The organism is Actinoallomurus sp. NPDC052274, from assembly GCF_040679475.1.
Taxonomy (GTDB): domain Bacteria; phylum Actinomycetota; class Actinomycetes; order Streptosporangiales; family Streptosporangiaceae; genus Actinoallomurus; species Actinoallomurus liliacearum.
In genome coordinates this window covers 1-19,986 of the sequence record NZ_JBFAUT010000099.1, presented here as the reverse complement: position 1 = coordinate 19,986, position 19,986 = coordinate 1, and the positions used below count along the sequence as shown (strand labels likewise).

General features: G+C 67.3%; 14 protein-coding genes. 4 read left to right on the top strand and 10 right to left on the bottom strand.

Annotated features, from left to right (window positions below; translation table 11 throughout):
- The first annotated feature begins 257 nt into the window (after positions 1-257).
- Positions 258-1,346 (top strand): hypothetical protein, encoded by a 1,089-nt coding sequence (locus AB0K82_RS42650; RefSeq protein WP_364408882.1) that lies wholly within the window; start codon positions 258-260, stop codon positions 1,344-1,346.
- Here the strand turns inward: AB0K82_RS42650 and AB0K82_RS42645 are convergent.
- From AB0K82_RS42645 to AB0K82_RS42600, 10 genes are all read right to left on the bottom strand, one after another.
- On the bottom strand, positions 1,279-1,584 hold the full coding sequence (locus AB0K82_RS42645) for a hypothetical protein (protein ID WP_364408880.1): 306 nt from the start codon (positions 1,582-1,584) through the stop codon (positions 1,279-1,281). The two genes, AB0K82_RS42650 and AB0K82_RS42645, sit on opposite strands and share 68 nt — an antisense overlap.
- Positions 1,544-2,050, bottom strand: coding sequence for a hypothetical protein (locus AB0K82_RS42640; protein ID WP_364408877.1), 507 nt, complete (start codon positions 2,048-2,050; stop codon positions 1,544-1,546). The genes AB0K82_RS42645 and AB0K82_RS42640 overlap by 41 nt, the downstream gene beginning before the upstream one ends.
- Positions 2,051-2,482: 432 nt before the next feature.
- The gene (locus AB0K82_RS42635) at positions 2,483-2,887 is read right to left on the bottom strand and encodes a hypothetical protein (protein WP_364408875.1); all 405 of its coding nucleotides are present in this window, start codon (positions 2,885-2,887) and stop codon (positions 2,483-2,485) included.
- A gap of 258 nt (positions 2,888-3,145) precedes the next feature.
- Positions 3,146-5,341: a hypothetical protein gene (locus tag AB0K82_RS42630; protein ID WP_364408872.1), complete on the bottom strand. Its 2,196-nt coding sequence runs from the start codon at positions 5,339-5,341 to the stop codon at positions 3,146-3,148.
- A 1-nt stretch (position 5,342) separates the two neighbouring features.
- Positions 5,343-7,838, bottom strand: a complete 2,496-nt coding sequence (locus AB0K82_RS42625) for a hypothetical protein (protein WP_364408870.1) — start codon at positions 7,836-7,838, stop codon at positions 5,343-5,345.
- A complete protein-coding gene (locus tag AB0K82_RS42620) occupies positions 7,784-9,343 on the bottom strand; it encodes a hypothetical protein (RefSeq protein WP_364408867.1) in 1,560 nt (519 codons plus the stop codon). Before AB0K82_RS42620 ends, AB0K82_RS42625 begins: the two co-directional genes overlap by 55 nt.
- Positions 9,327-12,791 carry an AAA domain-containing protein gene (locus AB0K82_RS42615; protein WP_364408864.1) on the bottom strand — a complete coding sequence of 1,155 codons (3,465 nt, stop codon included), beginning with the start codon at positions 12,789-12,791 and terminating at the stop codon, positions 9,327-9,329. The genes AB0K82_RS42620 and AB0K82_RS42615 overlap by 17 nt, the downstream gene beginning before the upstream one ends.
- Before the next feature lie 119 nt (positions 12,792-12,910).
- A complete protein-coding gene (locus AB0K82_RS42610) occupies positions 12,911-14,293 on the bottom strand; it encodes a hypothetical protein (RefSeq protein WP_364408861.1) in 1,383 nt (460 codons plus the stop codon).
- A 52-nt stretch (positions 14,294-14,345) separates the two neighbouring features.
- Positions 14,346-14,951 carry a VWA domain-containing protein gene (locus AB0K82_RS42605; RefSeq protein ID WP_364408858.1) on the bottom strand — a complete coding sequence of 202 codons (606 nt, stop codon included), beginning with the start codon at positions 14,949-14,951 and terminating at the stop codon, positions 14,346-14,348.
- A gap of 516 nt (positions 14,952-15,467) precedes the next feature.
- Positions 15,468-16,187 (bottom strand): DUF2637 domain-containing protein, encoded by a 720-nt coding sequence (locus AB0K82_RS42600; RefSeq protein ID WP_364408855.1) that lies wholly within the window; start codon positions 16,185-16,187, stop codon positions 15,468-15,470.
- 34 nt (positions 16,188-16,221) lie between these two features.
- Between AB0K82_RS42600 and AB0K82_RS42595 the strand changes: the two genes are divergently transcribed.
- The 3 genes from AB0K82_RS42595 to AB0K82_RS42585 form a co-directional block, all read left to right on the top strand.
- Positions 16,222-16,953 (top strand): hypothetical protein, encoded by a 732-nt coding sequence (locus AB0K82_RS42595; protein ID WP_364408852.1) that lies wholly within the window; start codon positions 16,222-16,224, stop codon positions 16,951-16,953.
- A 955-nt stretch (positions 16,954-17,908) separates the two neighbouring features.
- Positions 17,909-19,579 carry a hypothetical protein gene (locus AB0K82_RS42590; RefSeq protein ID WP_364408849.1) on the top strand — a complete coding sequence of 557 codons (1,671 nt, stop codon included), beginning with the start codon at positions 17,909-17,911 and terminating at the stop codon, positions 19,577-19,579.
- 148 nt (positions 19,580-19,727) lie between these two features.
- A partial coding sequence (locus AB0K82_RS42585; RefSeq protein ID WP_364408846.1) for a GntR family transcriptional regulator occupies positions 19,728-19,986 on the top strand: 259 nt, incomplete at its 3' end.

Below are 19,986 nucleotides of genomic sequence, written 5' to 3'. Positions count from 1 at the left end.
CCGAATAGACCTTCATCGCCACGCAGGACCCCTCTCACCCCCAGACCTCCATGATCCAGGGCACTCAAGGTGTCCACACCTCGGGGGGAGGGCCCCCTCCGTCACCGACGAGTGCTCCTGACCAGGCACCCCCCAGCCTGGCGCAAGAGCTCATCCGACGGCTCCAAGACAATGGCGGCAGTGTCCAGGTCGAGAGCCCTGATGAAGAGACGCGGGCGTCCTACCGGCGGGCGATCCACGCTGCGAAGCAGCACGGCTTGGTGCCGGCGGGTTTCCGTCTCCGGCACACCGGACGCAACGCCGGCGACCTGATCATCCAGCTTTTCGACGATGCAAACCCGGACGAGACCGATTGGAACCGGGTTCGTCTTGGGGCGCGTGACAAAGTCAGCGACGTCGACGCCCTGGTCGACATGCTGCGCGAGCATCCGGAGATCCTGGCGGTATCGGAGACTCTGATGCCCAGAGCACTGGACCTGGTTCGCTCGCTGGCCGATCAGGCCCGCCGCCGCGGGCACAAGCTTGCGATGTCGAAGAAGCGCCTGTCACGCGGGCTGCACGTCCAGGTCGGGAAGAGGCAGTACGCCATCGCCATCAAGGAGGAGCAAGACCAGGTACCACGTGAGGTACCTCCACCGGGACGGCGCCGGCAGCGCTATGCATGGGAGCGCCTTCCGGTCGCCTACGACTCCGTGCCCTCTGGACGCCTTCGCGTTGAGCTATCCGAGCGGCAAGACGACCGGCGCGACCATTGGGCGGACACAACTCGCACGCAGGTCGAAAGCAAAGTCCGGGATGTCGTCAAGGAGATCGAACACCGCGCCGACGCCGACGACCAAGCCGCTCTTGAGTTCAAACGCCAACGAGAACAGTGGCGCATCGAAGAGGAGCGGCGGGAAGCCGCTGAGCGGGCCCGCTGGGAAGCAGCGATGACGCAGGCGCGGACGCGCGCCAGAGCCGACCATCACAACAAGACCTTCGCCGATGCGCTGGACGCGTGGGCTGAAGCCTGCGAGATCCGCCAGTTCTGCATGGCGCTCGAGCGCGCCGCCGCCGAATGCCGAGACCCAGACGAGGCGGCACGCCTGCAACCCTGGATCGGGTGGGGGCGATCGCTCGCCGACCGCCTGGACCCTACACGCAGCCCCTCTCGGCTCGCAGAGGCCGGATTCGATCGGGAACCCAAGCCGGACGATCTGCGCCCTCACCTCGGTGACTGGAGCCCGTATGGCCCTCACAAGGAGTACTACCGGCCCCAGTCGGAGACGCGAGGACCGGTCAACGATACCTATCGCGAAGGCTGGAGGCATGGACGCCGAGGTCCTTCTCAATGGTGGCGGCGATAGCGTGCAGCTTGCGCTGCCGTAGTTCTCCGACAGCGCGCAGGACCAGCTCGCCGAGGCGCTCGACCTCCCGGCGTAGGGCCTTCAGCTCGTCATAACGCTCGACGTCGTCCGCTCCGCACCACTCGTACAACACGCCGACGAGGGTCTCCAACCGCTCCAGCTCGCGATCGGTATTCGCGTGTTCGTATCGCGGTTCCTCACAGCGCCGGTCCCTGAGTGCCTCCTCCTGTTTCACCATCTTCTTCAAGATGTCTCGCCCGAGGACTTCCGCCACTCTCATGGCCACTCGACGGGTCGTCGGCCACGCCGCCACATAAAGTCCCGAACTTGCCCTCGAAGGCCAGTGGCTGACCCCGCAGGCCTTCCGGATCGAGTCCAAGCCATGACGCCACTGTGTCGAGATCGGCGATCTCGATCACGCCGGCATCGGCAACAGCGTGCCGGAGACGGATCCTGTTCTTCGGCCGCACCTCCCTCAAGACGAGCTTGGCGACTTCGAACTCAACGCTGCCCCGCGCCTCACGCGACTCCTCGAACGCGGCCGCCCACCGACGATCGTCATCGAGGAAGGCTTCGACATCCGCCCAGGGGACGACCAATTGGCCTCGCGCTACCCACTCCTGCAGACCCGCCTCATCACCGTCCAGAAAGCGGACGTGCAGATCGCCCTGCTTCCGTGGACCATCGACCCGGACGATCTCCACACGTTGGACAGGCTCACCGACAGCCTTCGGTCGGTCCCTGAACGCCCAGACTTCACCGATGCCCATAACACTATTGAGACATCCCGCTACAGTGCGTGTCCTCGCTTTCGTGCAGCTTCTCATCGTCTCGATGACCGGCGGCCTCGTCAGCCGACTTTGGCTCGGGAGGCCCGTACTCCTGCCCCTCGGACGCCGGCTGCGGTAGTCGCAAATCGGCAGCGCATCGTCTCAGCGCGGACCTCGGTCGCGAGACGCTTCCAGTGCGCCCTCAAGACCTGCGTTCTTGACGAGACATCCCCATCGAGCGCTGCGGTTGAAATGCTTTGCGATCGCCGCGCCCCCAGGCAGCTCACCGTGCTTCGCCCGGTAGGCCATGGCCCACTGCCACGCCTCTCGCTGCAAGCGTCACGGAGGGTTAGGAAAGCGTCGCACTCAACCCTCGACCGCGCGCCCATCTTGAATGGCCTCGGCAAGATCCCAAAGAGAACCTTCGCCTGGTACGTACCACTGACCTGGTCCATGATCGGCGTCAGGATGATTCGGCCATCCTGACTGTTCCCGGATCTTGGTCTGAAGGCCTGAGGGAGAATACTGATGACCGTCATAAAGCCATAGAAGCGGCTTCGTACGATGGTGCACCCAGGTCGCCTGCCGACGCCGCGGGTCCACAGCAAGCCATGGATCAACAAACTCGCGCTCCCGTTGTCCTCTCGCCTTGAAGTGCAGCAGAGTGCCTTCGGGGATCCGGTCTGCATCAAGAAGCGTTGGCACGGCGTTGCGGCGTCGACTCTTCGGCTCGGGAGCGGATGGTTGATAACTGGTTGAAGGCTCAGACACGACGGCTCCTAAACCCTGAGGATGGACTCTTGAAGTCCGATCTACCTGGCGCCGGTCAACGCCGGGTGCTAATCGAACCGTAATAGGTGTGCCGCCTGCAGGAAAAAACGCCATGAATGCCTCGAAGACATGTACGGCAGCGAGGACGTGACAGCAGCACCCGCAGAAAGACCGAGCGGCGAGAGCAATCGCGTAGGAACGCGTATCTGGTCGTGGTTGCCGTCACTCCGGCGGCCGCCATCTGGAACGGTTCCCCGATTACTGGCGTGGCTTGGTGACGGCTCGGCCGCTGGGTGCAGCGACCATCGACGGACCGCAGCGGTCGCAGGCCGAGCGGCTCGCGGCGCTTGTCTCACCGCAGTTCCCGCAGTGGGGGCATACAGCGACGGCTGGGCGCATCCAGCAGCGGGCGCTGAGTGTCTCGCTGCCGAATTCTCGGTCGATGCCGTCCCCGTCCATGGCGGAACCGCCCTGATCATCAGTCGTCGATTCGATCGGCGCAGCGTTCAGGACCGGGTAACCATGGCCGCAGGACGCGCATCGGCGGAGTTCCCATCCGATATCGCAGGCGTCGCAACGGCTGCGGAAGGTGTGATTATCCCGCGGCCGGAAGGTACGTGCGGGATCGGCCGAGGCGGCTCGACACAGTGGGCAACGGGTAAACTCCGCCATCCACTCCACGGATCGGGCCAGTTCAGCGGCGATGTGTTGGATCAAATCCGCGTTGTCACCGCGCCACCGGAACTGGGCAGCGCGGGCGCTGAGGGCGTCGACGCGGCGCTGTACGGCTGCGAGTTCGTGCGGGGCGGGCGGCCTGAGCAGGCGGATTCCGTCCGGCGCGGCCGCCAGCCATTTGGAATCCCCGACGATCGACCGCGCGTGGTCGGCCGGGCAGACGATCCGGGGCGGGTATCCGCGGACCAGGTGTTCGGTGAGGCTCCAGCGCAGGCTCCGGGCCAGCCTGGTGACGCTGTCGATCTCCAGCGGTGACACCGGAAGCAGCGACAGACCCCATGCGCCGGACGACGGCGCCGGCGCGTCACATCCCTGGAAGACCTGGAGCCGATGTGCCAGGGGAAGCCCCGCCCGTTCGTCCCGCTGCCCGGGATAGACGACGAGGGTGGGTGGTTCCGTCGTCGCGGCGGGCCGCAGCGCCTCAAGCTCCTGGGCCACGATGCCCGCCTGACCCGACGCCGTCAGCGCGTGCGCGATCGGGACGATTCGAAGGAGGGTGTCCTGCCCGCGGATCAGCGTGAATGTGCCCGTCGGCTCCCATCGGAGGCTGATTCCCTCCGCACCACGGCCGATGCTCAGCGCGTCCCCGCCCGGCGCGAAGGCCCCTGCCGGCGGCAGCCCGAGGTGGGTGAACGCGTGCAGCAGCAACAACGCCGTGTAGTGGGTGAACGCCTGGCACCACTCCTCGGCGCGGTCGGCATGCGATCCCGACGGCGTCCTTCCGGTCTTCTCGCCGATCCACGCCCGCCAGAGGGCGGCCGCGTTGCGGTATCTCTCGTCGTTGGTAAAAACGTTCGTGGTGCGGAGCGCCGCGCCGACGTCGGTCCGGCGATGAACGCCCGGCAGCACCGCCGGACCACGCAACTCCACCAGGGCATCGCGTAGTTTCGCCAGGTCCTGGCGCAGGCGCTGAGCGCTCTCGCGTCGGCCAGGGCTCTGGACGAGCGCTTCGATGAGCGTGAACATGTAGTGGCTCTCACGCCACGGACGACCGCTGGCGTCGTCCGTGTACGTCGTCACATCGTCGAGCATCGCCTGGATCCGGCTCACTTCGACCAACCGTGCCTGGACGTGGTGCCACAGGTGGTCGACGAGACGGGCGAGCACGCGGTTCTCATAGAAGTCCAGGTCGACCTCGCGGCCGGGGTTCAGCAGCCGAGCCGGGCGAATCCCGTCGGGGCGCAGCCTTCCCCAGTCCTCGCTGCGCGCGGTGAGCCGGGCGATCGCGTTCGGGGTGACCCGCCGCACCTGCGAGGCTGGAACCAGACGCTCGACGGTCCGCAGCCGGGTCACCGGATCGTGGCAGGCGGCGCGTAGGTGCGGGAGGCGTAGTTCGATCTCTTCGTCGATGGCCTGGGGACGCAGCCGCTCGTCCATGTCGGCACCGCCCATCAGCGGTGTTTCCGCCAGCCACTGGTCCTCCGCAGTGCCTTCGGCGACGAGGGCGGCGACTCTGCGGCCGATGGCGGTGACGACATATGCCGTGATGTCGTCAGGCATGGCGTGATACCCGAAATCACCCTCGGTCCTGCCATGCTCCTTCTCATCCCAGAGTGCCCAGCCGCCCTCTGCGGAGAGATATCGCCCTGGACGTACGGTCGCCCCGTTCAGCGACAGCTCTCGATCACCGGGGAGGAACAGCGACCGTCCGAGCAGTCCCCGGCCTGGGGCCGGCGGTGCTTCGACGTCCAGGAGCCGGTCCCAGATCCGCACCCCCATGTCACACTCCTCCGCGGAGATGGATCTCCTCGTCAAGGCGTTCGAGTGAGCGGTGAGGTGCCGTCTTGAACGGCTCCCAGAGCCGGGGAAGGTCCTCGCGGAGTCCCTCGATCAGCCGCATCGGAATCTCGAAACGCCCCCGCAGCTTGCGCAGCACCCTTGTGGCCAGGGCGTGGTCAGCCGCGTCTCCCGTGGTCCCGCCCGCCGCGAGGACGACCGGTACGAACGCGTCGAGATACGTCATCGTGCGGGAGCCCGACGAGATTCGGAAGTCGCGCAGCAGCCGGTCCCTCAGCTCACCGTCCATGAACGTCTTGACCTCGCCCGCGGATTCGGCATGCGCGTGGCGGGCGTCGGAGAACGCCTTCTCCAGCGCCTGAAGTGAGACGGGACCGGGCTGGGGTTCCACGAGGGAAGGTTGGAACCGCTCGGGCCGGGCAGGGAGCTCCAACACGTGTGCTCGGTCGTAGGTCTTGTCCGCGAAGGAGACGGTGGTCTCGTCGTGGTTCGCCGTGCCGATGAACCAGACATTCGGCGGGATGGCCAGCTTGCGCCCGTCCACGAGGCGCAGTGGGGCGGGTCGGACCTCGGTCGTCATCAACTCCAGGCTGGGCGGAGCGCCGTCCGGCCGCCTCTTCTGGCCGAGTTGGTACAGCACCTCGCTGAAGTACTGCTCCGGATGAGAGAGGTTCATCTCGTCCAGCACGACGAAGAACGGCCGGTCCGCGAATTCGGGGCAGCCGGCCTTGTAAAGCGCCTGTGTAAACGGTGACTCGTAAAACCGGCGCTCGAACGCGTTGAAGTATCCGACCAGATCCTGCGGGGTTCGCCAGTCCGCGCTGACCGGCACGACCACGGTCTCGGCCTTAATGGCCTTGCCGAACACGATCGGCAGTTGCGTCTTCCCGATACCACTGATGCCCTGAAACAGGTGCAGGCGTGACGCGGCGAGTCCGCCCAAGAACATGATCAGGTCGTTCTCGGCATAGAACATGCCGTACTGCTGCGCCATGTAGTCGCGGAGCCACGGCACGAATTGGGACAACGGTGGCATCTGGTGCCGCACGTCGTCGCGCGGCTCGAGGTGGCGCCGGTCCATCGCTTGACACTCGGGGAAGGGCGATTCTCCCTCTTTGCGTTCGGTCAGTCCCTCGATGTCGCGGCGGAGCTCCTCCAGATGCGCCCGGTAGGAGTTGAGCGACGCCTCGAGATCCTGCTTGGTGACCTTGAGGCGTTCGAGTTCTACGGCGGCGACCTCGTGCCCGGACAGCCGGCGCTGCAGGCGCTCGTTGTCCGCTACGAGCACCGCACGGTCCTCGCGCCAGATCTGCTCGGCCGCCTGCAGGGCCGCGAGCCGTTCGAGCGTGTCCTCTGGGATGGCCCGCTGCTGCCGGAGTTCGGCGTTCCCCTTGCGCAGCAGGTCGAGCTCCGTGAGCACCTCCTCGGGGGTCCGGTTACCGAACGCCCGATCGAGCCGATCATGGTCGCGAAGCTGCTTCTCCAGCTGTTCGGCGTGCTCACGGAGCATCAGGCACCGCTGCTCCAGTTGCTCGCACTGTCGTTCGGTGCGTTCCACGGCGGCCTGCACCGCGCGTTCGACGCGTTCAGACAGCAACTCCCGTGCGTCCTGCAGGTCCTCCTGATCCGCGGTGAGTCGCACCTGTAGCGTGCGGAGCCGGCCGCGTTCCCTGGCGAGCTCGGCCTCTTGCTCGGCCAGCTGATCACGACGCGCGTCGAGATCGGCGTGGAGGACGGCCCGGGTCCGTTCGTGTTCTTCCGCCAGCTCGCGCTGCCGCTTCTCGGCTTCCTGGCGCATCCCTGCCAGGGCGTCCCGGGCTTCGGCCAGCACCGTCTCCTTCTCGCGTTCCTGCCGGGAGAAGAGCTCAGCCTCTGCTTCCAACAGGCTCTGCTCGCGCGCGTCGAGTTCGGCGGAACGCCGCCGCAGCCGCTCACGCTCTTCCTGGGCGTCCGCGATCTCGATCTTGGCCGTGTCGAGCCGATCGTTGAGCTGAGCGTCCTTCTCGGCGAGGTCCTGGCGCATCCGCTCGAGCACCTCGGCCGCCCGCTTGTAGATCGTCAGGTATTCGCCGGCCTCTCTCCAGGCTTCGGCGGATTCCGAATCGTCCGACCTGACCGGCGGGGAAGGACGCGACGCCTGATCAGCCGCTGCAGTGACCGACTCCTCAACCCCTGCGGCGGCCTTCTCTTCGCTCACGGCGGGAGCCATGTCCCCGCCCCCGATGGCAATCGCCTCCTCACGCCGGGCCCGCAGCTCAGCCAGGATCTTCTCTTGGGCCGACGGCCGGCCGGACGAAGTGCCTCCGGAGGTCGCCGGTTTGCTGGCTCCGTGCCTCCTCGCGTTCGGGGGTGTCGGCCCGCGTCCCTTACGCTTCTTGGCCATTCGGCTCCTTCTCGAAAACGGCGTGGTGGGGGTAGTGTTTTTTAACGAAGCGCGATGAGCCCGCGCGCCGCGATGGCGGCCAGCTCGCGACACCACTGCGCGTCCCGCGTGGCGGGGGCATCGCGGCCTCCGTGCGCGCCGCGGTTTCGCAGCCGGCCGAGGGTCGCCAGGGCGGTGAGTAGATCTGGGCGTTCAGCCGCCATGCGACGCAGCGGATGATCTCCGTCATCATGGGCGGCGACGACGCACAGCGGTGCGGCGTCCTTGAGATAGAGATTGCCCTGCCTGCGGCGAACGCCGTTCACGGCGTCGTTGGAGAGCCTGGTGAACAGCTCGGGCACGGTGTCGAACCCGATGCGGTTCCCCGCCTCGACGATCAGCGCCTTAGCGAGCTCGGCCGATCGTGCGGTAGCCAGCAGCCGGTCGGGGCGCGGTGGGTACGCGACGGCCAGCCGACGGAAGTATTCCTCGTGCAGGCGGTACGACGCCTGGGCGACGCGTTCCAGCGCGTCAGGCTGCGATCCGCGCAAGAGGGCGAGATCGACCTCGATCATTAGGCCAAATGCGTCGCCGTGGCCTCGGATCTCCCTCCCGAACTCCGTGGTGAGCTTAGACTCGATCAAGGCACGTGCATCGGCCTCGGCCTCGTTGAACCGGCGTTGTACGTCGGCGGTCTCCTGGCGAGCCGCCCGCTGGACCCGGTCGGCGAGGTCCTCGTTGACGCGGATCCCGTGCTCCAAGAGCTCCCGGAACATTGCGTTACTCCCGGCCCCGAACGGGTCGTGTGGGATCAGCGCGCCATCAGCGCCGATCTCGGCGAAGCCGACGATGAGCACGGGTTCCGGGTCGTCGACGAACGCGACCCGGTGCAGCTCCGGTGCCTCGGCGACGGCCGAAGCGGTGCGGGGGACGCCGGACGCACTCGCGTCCTCTGGGGCTGCGACGGACGCCAGCCTCTCACGCCGTTCGAAGGCCCGTACCCTCTCGGCCTCTCTGGCGACGCGGTCCAGCCGAGCCACCTCGACGATCTGTGCGATGGTCGGACGCCCTAGGTAGGACCTCCTCTGCGCCGACTCCGGCGACGTGGGTGGCGGTTTGATGATCACGGCATCGATGACGTCGGGATGACCCGGCGTGCCCAGTTGCAGGCGGACGTTCTGCGACGTACGCCGGAGGACGTACGCATCGATGAGCGCGTCGGCGGTGCGTGGCCATAGTTCCCCGGTCTCCTCCGGGGACTGAAAGACGTAGCGCACCGACCAGGTGGTCTCTTCCGCCACGCTCCCCGTGCGAAGCGCCTGCCTGCCCAGCAGGGTCAGCTCCCCCTGCTTGTCGAGCAGCTTGCGCTGGGTTGCCTGCTCGACGATGTACGCGCACAGGCGAACGTGGAGGTTGGTTCGCGCCGCGATCCGCTCCGGCTCGCGGACGCCAGCCTGGCTGAGCCCCAGGATCACCCGTTCGAACAGGTCGATCCCCCGGCGCGGCATCACCGGCGCCGTCACGCGATGCGCCCACGCGGGGAACACCACGCAGAGCCGACCGTCGCGGCGAATGTCCGGGGCCGTGAACTGGACGACCCGCATGTTACCCGGGAAAGACACGGCCCTGCTCCCCTCCGTCGCGGCAGAGTCGGAGGAAGTCCGCCAGCGGCTTCGCGTCCGCCGGAACCGCCGGCCCTTCGAACATCGCCGGGTCACCTACCGTGACGAGCAGGCGTTTCTGCCGGCTCATCGCCACGCACAGCCGGTTGCGCAGCATCAGGTGCCCGTAGCGGCGGCGCACCCATCGGTCGTACGCCAGAGATCCAGGGTCGGGATCCGTCTGGGCCGGTGGCGCCGACCTCGTCGTGGACAGGAAGACGACATCGAACTCCTTGCCCTGGAAGGCGTCGACGCTGCCGACGTGGAGTCGGTCGAGGCGGCGGCCATCCGCGTCGTACTGCAGTTCCTCGGAGAGCTCGTAACTACGGTCGGCGTGCCGGACGAGACGGTGCCGGGCGAGTTCGCGCCAGATCTCCTCGACTTGGTCCGCGTAGAAGGAGATGACGCCGAATGTCAGGTCCGGCGCCGCTGGAAGGAGCTTCTCAAGCTGCTCGGCGATGACCCGCGCCTCGCTTGGACGCCGCTTACTGCGCCCACCGAACTCGGGGCCGCGGCTGTTCGGCACCGAGATCCAGGCGGCGACGACGCCTTCGTAACCTGGAAGGGCGTGCGCGAACTCATCGTCTGGGCGAGGGGACCTAAGCGCGCCATCGTAGAACGCCCGGCTCACGAATGATCCGAGGGTCGGGTGCATCCGGAACTGCGCATCGAGGGTGACGACCCGCTGTACAGGGGCGTCTGGCCCGCCGAGGCCGGTGAACAGCCGCTGGAAGAGGCTCTCACGCAGTCGTCCTCGTGCGTCGGGCGTCAGCTCCTCGACCTGACGTTCTACCTCCGGCTCAAGCATGTGCGGTAGCTGGTTGTGGTCCCCGACCAAAATGATCCGCTTGCCCGCATGGATCAGCGGAATCATGAGATCGAGCGGATTGGCCCGCGCGGCCTCGTCGACGATGACCGTGTCGAACACGACATCGTCGACACGCGTCTCTTCCTTGGCTCTCGCGACGCCGGGAGACGCCACCTGCTGGCAGGTCGTCGCATACGAGGCGGTGTAGGTGCGCAGCGTCCAGTCGACCGCGACCGGATCACCGCGGAGTGCTTCGAGATAGTCGAGCATCGCGAGTTCGGGGCCGCTCTCCCCTGACTCCCGCACGCGGTCCTCCAGCTCTTCGGCGATCTCGGCGAGGAGCTGCTCGACGTCGGGATCGACCCCGGCTGGCGCGGCGGGACCGCTCGGCGGCCGGAGCCGTTCGAGGAGGCGGTCACGGGCATCGCCGAGCGCGTCCAGGAACTCGGGCGTGTCGTCGTCGTCCCACGACGCCGCGCGTGAAAGCAGCTCAAGGTCTTCGTTCGTTGGCGCGGGGCTGCGCTGGCCCTCGGTGCCGCTTTCGAGATCTCCTGCCGGCGCCGCCAGCTCGGTGGCATCCAAGAGCGCGCGGACCCGCCGCAGTGCCTTGGCAGCGGTCACGGGTCCGTCGTCGGCGAACGCCTGAGGGAGGGTGCGGACTCCACGCAGGGCGCGTACGGCCAGCTCACGGTTGTCGTCGAGGTGCGACGGCAGCGGCCTGGACGCGATCTCGAGCGTGTCCCGCACCTGTCGGAGTCGGTCGCCGAGCTGGACGGTCAGGGAGTCGCCGACGAGATTCTCGATCTCCTCGAGCAGACGGGCCGTCGCATCCGGTGCTGTCGGGGCAAGCAGGTAGGCGGCTGTCCGAGCGACGACGCCACGCAACAGGGACAGCGAATGCCCGAGTGCGCTGCCCTCTACCTCGGCGGCGAGCTTGTCGATCGTGTCCTGCCGCCACCAGTCCACTTGCACGGTGGTGCCACGGCCCGCGCGATCCATCTTGCTGGCCGGAACGCCGAAGACCAGGGAACGCTCGACGAGCTCGTCGACCGCCGCGTGCTGGAAACTGGTGAGCAAAATACTGCCGCGCAGTTCCGCGTATCCACGGCCCTCCTCGGCGAGCCGGGTCTGCAGCGCGGTGATCACCTGCGTTTTCCCGGTGCCAGGCGGCCCCTGGATGAGGGCGATGTCCGGAGTATTCAGCGCCACTCTGAGCGCATCCTCCTGTCGAGGCGTGGGCTCGCCGCCCTTGAAGCACTGGCGGGCTGCCTCGGACATCGGCTTGACCTTCTTGGGCCGATCTGCGCTGGTGCTTGTGCCCTCCAGGAGCGCAAGCAGGTTCGGGATCCGGGTGCCACCAGCACGAATTCGGTCGAAGGCGTCCTTGCGGCGCTTCATCTGGCGCCGGTCTCCACGGAACGACAGGTAGAGGAATCCCCGCGACGGCGGCTCGGTCGACCGGTCCGCTCCGATGCCGGACACACGCCGCCCGTGGAGAGCCTCCAGCCGCAGGTCGATCGTGCCGGCGGAGACGTCGGCGTCGATGACCTGCCCGCTGACCGCCTCCCGACCGAGTACATCACCGATGAGTGCCCAGCCGACGCCGTCGGCATCGGATTCCTGTCCCGCGGTCGTGAGCGCGGCGGGAAGCTCCGTCGCGGCCTCGAGTTCCAGGTCGCCCCGCCCGGTGACGGCCTGGCGCGCCCGTTCAGCCAGTGAGAGCTCCTGGCCCTCCAGGTACGGGCTCTCCTCCAGGTGAAAGCGGTAGATATCCCCCGCGAGTGGCTCACGGCTTGCGTACCGGGCGAAGCCGACCTCACGGACCCGGTTCCTGACGAACTGTGTCTCCAGCCGGTTGTACTCCTGCCACATGGCGAGGAACCCTTTGCCGGCGACCAGACGGTTGAGCTGATGCCTCATCTCGGCGCGCAACTCACCGGCCCGTGATACGTCCGTGAACGTCACCTGGCACCGGGTGAGCCGTAGCGGTCCCTTGGCATCCCGGTTCCCCGGGCGGAGTACCCGGTTGATCACCAACCTGCCGTCCTGGATCCCGACGTCGACCACGAGTCCCCGGCCGTGTATCCGGTAGCCGGTGGCCTCCCCTATGTCACTGAGGCCAACGGACACGACCATGCGATGGGGGGCTTCCGGTCCGGCACCGGGCGGCGGTGGCAAAAGCAGGCGATCCGCGAGCCATCGCAAGATCCTGTCGGGCTGGTCGGCGACGGCCGTTTCCATCCTGCCGATGTCGTTCATCACCCGGTCGCCCACGCCGATGGTCTGGGGATCCATCGGATCCGCCTGCTCATACGCGTAGAGATTCACTCCAAGCTGCACGTGCCGCCGGCCACCGGCGTCGACACCCTTGCTCACTGCGAGAACCGCGACGCGGGCGCGGTTCGCCATCGTGCGCATCAGCCGCTCGCCATCCGCAGCCGTGTCGGGTGTGACGGTCCTGCTGGCTGTGCCCACCGTCACCACCACGTCCCCGGACGGTGTCCGGGCCAGCTGTATCTCGGGCCACATCGGGTCTGGTTCGACGAAGTTCTCGGGGGCGTCGGGCCAGATCAGCCAGACGAACTCCGACCGGCCGGGCAACGGCTCGGATATCCGCTGGTTCCCGCGTCTCTGGCGAGGGCCGCCGCCCTGACGCGTCCGACCTGGGCGCGGACCACCTCGCCCCCTGCTCGACGCGGGGCGTCCCGACTCCGCGCTGCTCATGACCGTACTCCCCGGCCGACCGTACGAAACTGAAGGATGCGGCGCAGTTGCGATCGCGGTCCGAAGTGCACGATCCATTCAGGGGCGGCCGCATATGCCGGAACCGACAACTGGGAGTCTGGCTCGACGACCACGTACGCACCTCCGGCGCTGGGGCTCAGCCACAGCGGGTATCGGCTGTCGTTGCGCACCGTCAGCTTGCGTTCCGGCTCCCAGAAAATCGAGGCGGCAGGCCCGACGTGCTCCCCGCCGTCCACACCAGCGGTGCGCGCGCTCACCTCGAGCAACTCTCTCGGCGCAAGAGCGAGCGCTTCGCGCATTGATACGAAGTCCTCCTTTTCGGGCACCGCCAGGTACACCGATGCGAGCACCGATTCCGGCATCGCATCGCCGCACCAGGGGCAGGTGCTCTGACCGACGAACGAGGTGTGGGTGCAATGTGGGCACCGTACGGTCAGGTCGGCCGCCGCCTGAAGCTTCGTGCGCCATTCGGCGACCGTAGGTCGGCTGGTCGGGTGGAGCCTTCCTGCGCCAAAGGTCTCTCCCGCCAGCTGGCGCAAACCGGAGGTGAGCATGATCTGCCGGCTCAGGCCGTAGCTCGATCGGTTCTGGTCGTCATCGGGATCGTCGATCCACGGGAGATCTCCGGCGAAGGCCCGGTCCTGCCACTCCGGTTCACTCTCCTCCACGATGTCACCGAGAAACGGGTGAACCAGGACCAGCGTCTCGAAAGCGATCAACGCGAAGGCGTACGCGTCGCTGAGGCTTGAGATTCCCATACGCCCGGAGATCAGCTCCGGCGCCGCGTAGCCAGAGGTCATGAGGGACTGGTCGGGCACCACCGACTCGACTTCAAGATTGTCCACGTCGATCAGCCACACCTGAGAGTGATCGGGAGACGCTGAGATCAGGACGTTGGCCGGCGAAGGATCGCCGTAGACGATGCCTCTCGCGTGTAGTCCTGCAAGGGCTTCCGCGGCCCTCGCCAAAAGGCGCAGCCTGCGCCGGAGCCCCCCGGTGGCCGCGTACCAATCCGCGACGTCCGTCCGCGGTGGAGGAGTGGTCAATGACCGGAGCGCGACCATGTCGCCGAGCAGCTCCATCGTGTAGCCGACCTTCGGCTCGGCGAGCATGGCCAGCGGCTGGGAGATCGGCAGTCCTTCCAGGTCCAGCCTCTTCACCATGCGCAGCCGTTGCCGCAACCTCGCCGCCGCCCGCGAGGTCCGCGCATGCAGGATCTTGACGGCGATCCTTTCGCCCGCCGCCCAAACTTCGCCTTGCCCCCCCGAGCCGAGAAGTCGCGTCAGCCGAAGCGTCTGCGCATGCTCGTCTCGGACGACCGTGCTCGTGCCGTTCTGTGATTCGAACGACATGGCCATGAGTCACCGCCCCCGTGTTCCACCGTCTGCCGATTCCTGCGTGGACGTCAGGTCAGCCGAGGAGATCGTCCAGTTCCTCGCGGGATATCTGCGATACATCATTCGGCCGCGGGCTGCGCGCCCTTTGGGTGACGCTCATGGTGACCCAGGAAAAGTACCGCGAGAGCAGATGCGCATCGTCGGCACGGACCGGCTGGATCGCCGGATTGTCGATGAACGCATGGAGGACGTCGAAGGCGTCTTCGTCCATATCCTGGCCCACGCCGACTGCGAGACGCATAGCCTTGCCCCCGCGCGACGAGGCGAGAAGACGGTCTAGCGGCTCCCTCCATTCGTCGGTCGGCAGGCCATCGGAGACAAGGACGAGTGTGGGGAGAAACGCTCGCCGGGAGATGACGCTTTCGTCGGCCAGGAGGGCGTTCGCCAGATCGAACGCCTGACCGAGCGGCGTGCGCCCGAACGGAGCCATGTCCTGCCAGGCGACCTCAGTAGCGGGTGCGATCGGCTGGTGCAACCTCGCCTCGGTCCCTCCGAAGGTCACCACCCCGACCACGATCTCTCCGCGAATCGTGTCCTCGCCAGCGAACGATCGGATCATTGAGGCAATACACCGGTTGAGCACACCGATCTTGCCAGCCTCCGCCATGCTGCCGCTCACGTCGGCAAGGACGAGTACAGGCAAGGGCCTAGGGGGTGGCACCGACGGGCGTACCGCAGGGAAGCTGGAGGTCAAGACGGTTCGACCTTTCAATGACGCATGCCGAGGAGAACATTGCAGGATGACAGGGTAGGTGCGTCCCGTCAAGTGTCATGTCGGGAAGAATTTAGGAAGTGGCGAATCGGGCGAAAAAGCCTTCCTTAAAAGACGGCCGTGGCACATGCCATGCGCATCGCCGTACCACCAGCTGATGGACGTCAACACGCTGGTCCTCCGCCCCGTACTTGTGAAGGTGGCTCAATGATCGTCTGGCCGTCGACCCCGTAGACCACGTTGGTCCGCCGACCTGCGAGTACGGTCCCGCACAGAAGGCGTGAACGTGTCTGATCAAGAGGTCCGTCGCACCGCCTGCGGATGATCCTGGTTTCGATTGCGCGGGTCTCGCCGCTCATGCACTGCCTCACGGCTGAGATCATCTTCACGCAAGGGGGTCCTCGTCCCAACCGCTCTACACGATCACAGCGCAATGTAGGTGGATGCGTTGTCTGCCGCAGTAAGCGAGGGGAGCGCTCCGGCGAGGCCGGCGTTCTTGACGAGGCGTCCCCACCGGGGACTCCGTTTGAAGTGCCTCCCGATCGCCGCGCCCCCAGGCAGCTCACCGTTCTCCGCTCGGTAAGCCAGGGCCCACTGCCAGGCCTCCCGCTGAAGGTGCTTGCGAAGATCAGGCACCTCCGGTGCGTCGGCTCCGGGGCCCTTCGGCTCAGGCTCCCCCGCCGCGGGTTCCGGCTCCGCGTTCCCTGCCTCCGGGTCGTCTTGTTTCTGCTGGGTCAGCAGGCGCATCCGTAGCTGGCCTTGGAGCAGGTGGTAGGCACCGACGAAGGCGAACGAGGGCCAAGCGGCGATCACCCGGCCGACTACCGTGGGCTCAGCGACCTCGACGTTGGCGGCGAGGCTCGCCAGGCTCCCGACAATTAGGAGGGTCCACGGCAGCCATGGGATGCCGATACCGGCCCTGCCGACCAGCAGGACGGACATCGATGATGCGACGACCATCCCATCGACGCTGAGCGGGATCAGCGTCGCGTTCAGCGTCGTCTCACCGTGGCGGACGGCGAGTTCATGCATGTGACCGAAGCTGACTACCGCCGCAATCAGCGCGAGGCACACCACACTGACCGTGGTCGTCCGGCGAATACAGACCTCGGCCGAGGCAACCGAGGTGTGGTGATTCCACATCGCCACTCACCTGCTTCCCAGCAGGAACGAGTGAGTGAAGGCGAGCGGATGTGCGTTCGGCTCCAGTACGGCCTCGGACACCAACCATTTCCCCATGTTGTGCGGGACCGAGGCGAGCCTCGGCCCGCACTTCGTGCTTTTCGGGCTGGTATGTCAGGTGCAGGCCGAGCTTGGCGTACAGGTCGGCCTTACGGTCGGCGTCGGCGTTCGTGATCGCTTGGACGAGATCGGCGAGCCTGTCGACGAGTGCGGTGATCTCGGCTTCGCTCATCTGCTCCTGCCGTGGTCGGTGCTGCCGCTGCGCTCGCGCGGCGTCGCGCTGCTTTTGAGTCTCGGTGATCCATCCGGCGATGACCGCAGGGTCAGCGCTTTCGTCCAGAGCTTCGAGAGCGGCTCGGTACCGCGCGATCTTGCGGTCGCACTCGGCGATGGTCTGCTCTGCCAGATCGGCGGTGGCGTCCTGGGCCGGTTCGGTGCCGGTGACGGCCGCGAGGGCCGCGATGGTCTCGGTGCGCCGGTGCGGAGCGAAGTACTTGCTCAGCCAGGCATCCAGCGGCCGGAGAAGTGCGGCTTCGCGCAGGTAGACGTTCCGTGGGTGCTGGATACGGTTGGCCAGGGCGTATTCCTCGGGGAACCGGCACCGGTAGTAGGCCTCGTCGTTGTTCCAGGAGCCTTCCATCCGCCGGTGGCAGATTCCGCAGTGCAGGGTGATCCGGCTGTGCTTGCCACGGGGCGAGTAGGCCCCCCGGTGCTGAGCGCGTACTGATCGCTGATGGCGAGCCATGCGGTTCCTGTGTCCGTCAGGACGCGGTGGGCTTCGGCGAAGACGCGGCGTAGCGCCGCGATGTAGAGGGCGGGCGTCGGCTCGTGGCCGTAGCCCGATGAGGATGGCGGCTGTGTGTGGTCTGGGGTCCACGGCGGTGGGCTGGTGACGATGCAGTCCACCGAGCCGTCCGCTATCTCCTCCAGCACCTCGCGGGCGTCCCCGAGGTACAGCGTCGCCGTCTTGTCGTGCCAGCAGGGTTCGCGCACCGGATCAGTCCTTCCTGCGGGGGCCTGTTGGGGCGCGATTGTTGGCATGAGCCTCATAGGAAGCTCATACGACCGGCAATGACCTGGGACTTCCGCCACCGGCGCCATGCGGGGTGCCGAGGATCTCTGCCGCTGGGTTTCCGGCAAACGCGGCGCTTCGAAGCCAGACTGTCGCCCATGCCGCACGCGCTCCGTGGCGAAGTGCCGCTACGGCACCATGGCGGAACCGGGGTCCCCGCAGCATCTCGGGCGCGGCACATCGGCGGCAAGGACGGCACCTGACTGCTGCCGCTCGATCTCGCGGATCTGGCGGACGTCTGCCCCTGCACCGCACTGCTCGCAGACGTTCGAGCTGTCCACCGGTACGGGATCGGGTCGGTGGGCTGCTGGAAGTGGACGGCGAGCCGATTGCCGGCCCGGTAGGCGTCCAGTCCGGCAGGGTCGCTTGCCGCTCCCCAGGTCGCCTCCCGTCGTCGCGCCCTGCGGTCGCCGCCGGGACCGCACCAGGTGACATTCGGCGCTATCTGGCACTATCCGGCGAAACGCCCAGTCCTGCTCGCGATTGCGCAGCTCAGCGCCTGTGGCCCATGGCCGACTGGCGGCGTAACAGGGCGCAATCGCTCCGTCATTCCGCGGCAACTCGCCCTTCTTAGCGTCCCCGACGGGGATCGACGCAACGAAGGAGAGACATGGATCTCGCGGAGAATCCGGCGCTGGAGGACTACTCGCTCCGCTACGCGCCCAGCGCCTTCCGTTCCTGGTCGCCATGGATGATCTTCTTGAGCTGCCTGGTCGGCCTGTCGGCCATGGCCGGCTACGCGCTCGACGCCGCGTTCGTGAACGCCTTCGGATTCGGCAATGCACTCATCGGCTTCGCGGTCGCCACGGCGGTGACCTTCCCGCTGACCCTGGTCGCCGCGTTCGCCATCGCGCGCCGGCACATCGACATCGACCTGCTCACCCGTGGCGCCGGCTTCGGCTACTTGGGGTCGACGCTCACCTCGCTCGTCTACGCCACGTACACCCTGATCTTCCTCGCGTACGAGGGCGCCATCATGGCGCAGGCGCTGACCGCCCTGACGCACCTCGAACTGCACATCGCGTACGCGGTCGTCGCCGTGGTGATGATCCCGCTGACGGTGTACGGCATGACGTTCAGCGCGAGGTTCCAGGCGTGGACGTGGCCGATCTGGGTCGCGCTGATCGGGCTGGCGCTGTGGTCGGCGGCGACCGCCCCGCACGCGGTGCACCACATGGTCAAGCCGCACGTTCCCGCAGCGGCGGCCACCGGGGTCACCGTGCTGGCGGTGTTCACGATCGCCGCCGCCCAGCTCTCCCTCGCCGCGCAGGTCGGCGAGCAGGGCGACTATCTGCGGTTGATGCCCGATCCACGGCCGGGCCGTGCCGGCCGGTGGAAGCTCGCGGTGATCTTCGGCGGGCCGGGCCTGACGTTGTTCGCGGTGGTGATCTTCTTCGCGTCGACGCTCCTCGTCGGGTACGCCGAGACGCAGACCACGCCGGACCGGGCGGCCGAGCCGGTGGAGCTGTTCACCGTGGTCTACCAGCGGATGACCGGCAGCCACACGGTGGCGCTCGTACTCGCCGGCCTGCTCGTCCTGCTCTCCCAAATCAAGATCAACATCATGAACACCTACTCGGGGTCGCTGTCCTGGTCGAACTTCTTCTCCCGGCTGCTGCACCGTCACCCGGGCCGGGCGGCGTGGGTGTTCCTGCAGGTGGCGCTCGCGCTGCTGCTCATGGAGCTGGACGTCTACCACCACATCGTCACGGTCCTCGCCTGGTACGCGAACCTCGGGATCGCCTGGATCGCCGCCGTCGGCTCCGACCTGCTCCTCAACAAGCGGCTGCTCAAGCTGTCCCCGCCGGGTGTGGAGTTCCGTCGCGCCCATCTCTACAACGTGAACCCGGTCGGCTTCGGCTCGATGGTGGTCGCGGCGGTCGTCGCGATCGTCGCCTACTACGGGGTGTTCGGGGCGACCGCCGCCGCGCTCTCGCCGTTCATCGCGCTGGTCCTGGCGTTCCTGCTGCCACCGATCCTCGCGGGCGCCACGCGTGGCCGCTGGTACATCGCGCGTACGAGCGACCTGCCGGCGGACGCGGAGGTGCTGCCGTGCGCGGTCTGCGCCGGTTCGTACGACACCGCGGACATGGCCGCCTGCCCGTTCCACGACGGGACGATCTGCTCACTGTGCTGCTCGACCGAGGGCTCGTGCCGCGACCGGTGTAAACCGAACGCCTGGCGCCCGGCCGGGGAGCCGACACTCCTCGGCATGCCGGAGAAGCGCGCGGCGACCCTGCCCGCGGTGGCCACCGCGTCCGCCGAGGAGCTGGGGCGGTGACGACCGAGTGCAGCGAGGGAAGCGAAAGCACGGTCGGCTCTCCGGCGAAGGAGGGCTCGTGACGACGTCGCTCATGACCAGGCCGCGTAACACCCGGATAATGGACCGGGAATCACCGCGAAATCGAACGCCCGTAATGTGCCCGTCCATGGCTGCTCGGGGACACGGACCGGGAGGAGCGCATGACGCCCGGGTCCGTCGCCTGCGCGACCTGCTGCGCTCGGCGGTCCTGCGCGGCCGCTTCGACGGCGGGCAGTTGCCCGGCGAGGCGGAGCTGATGGCATCGTACGGCGCGACCCGGGCGACGGTACGTGAAGCGCTGGACCTGCTCCGCCGCGAAGGGCTGATCGACCGGCGGCAGGGAGTCGGCACCCACGTCGTCGTCAACGCCGTCCTGGCCCGGATGG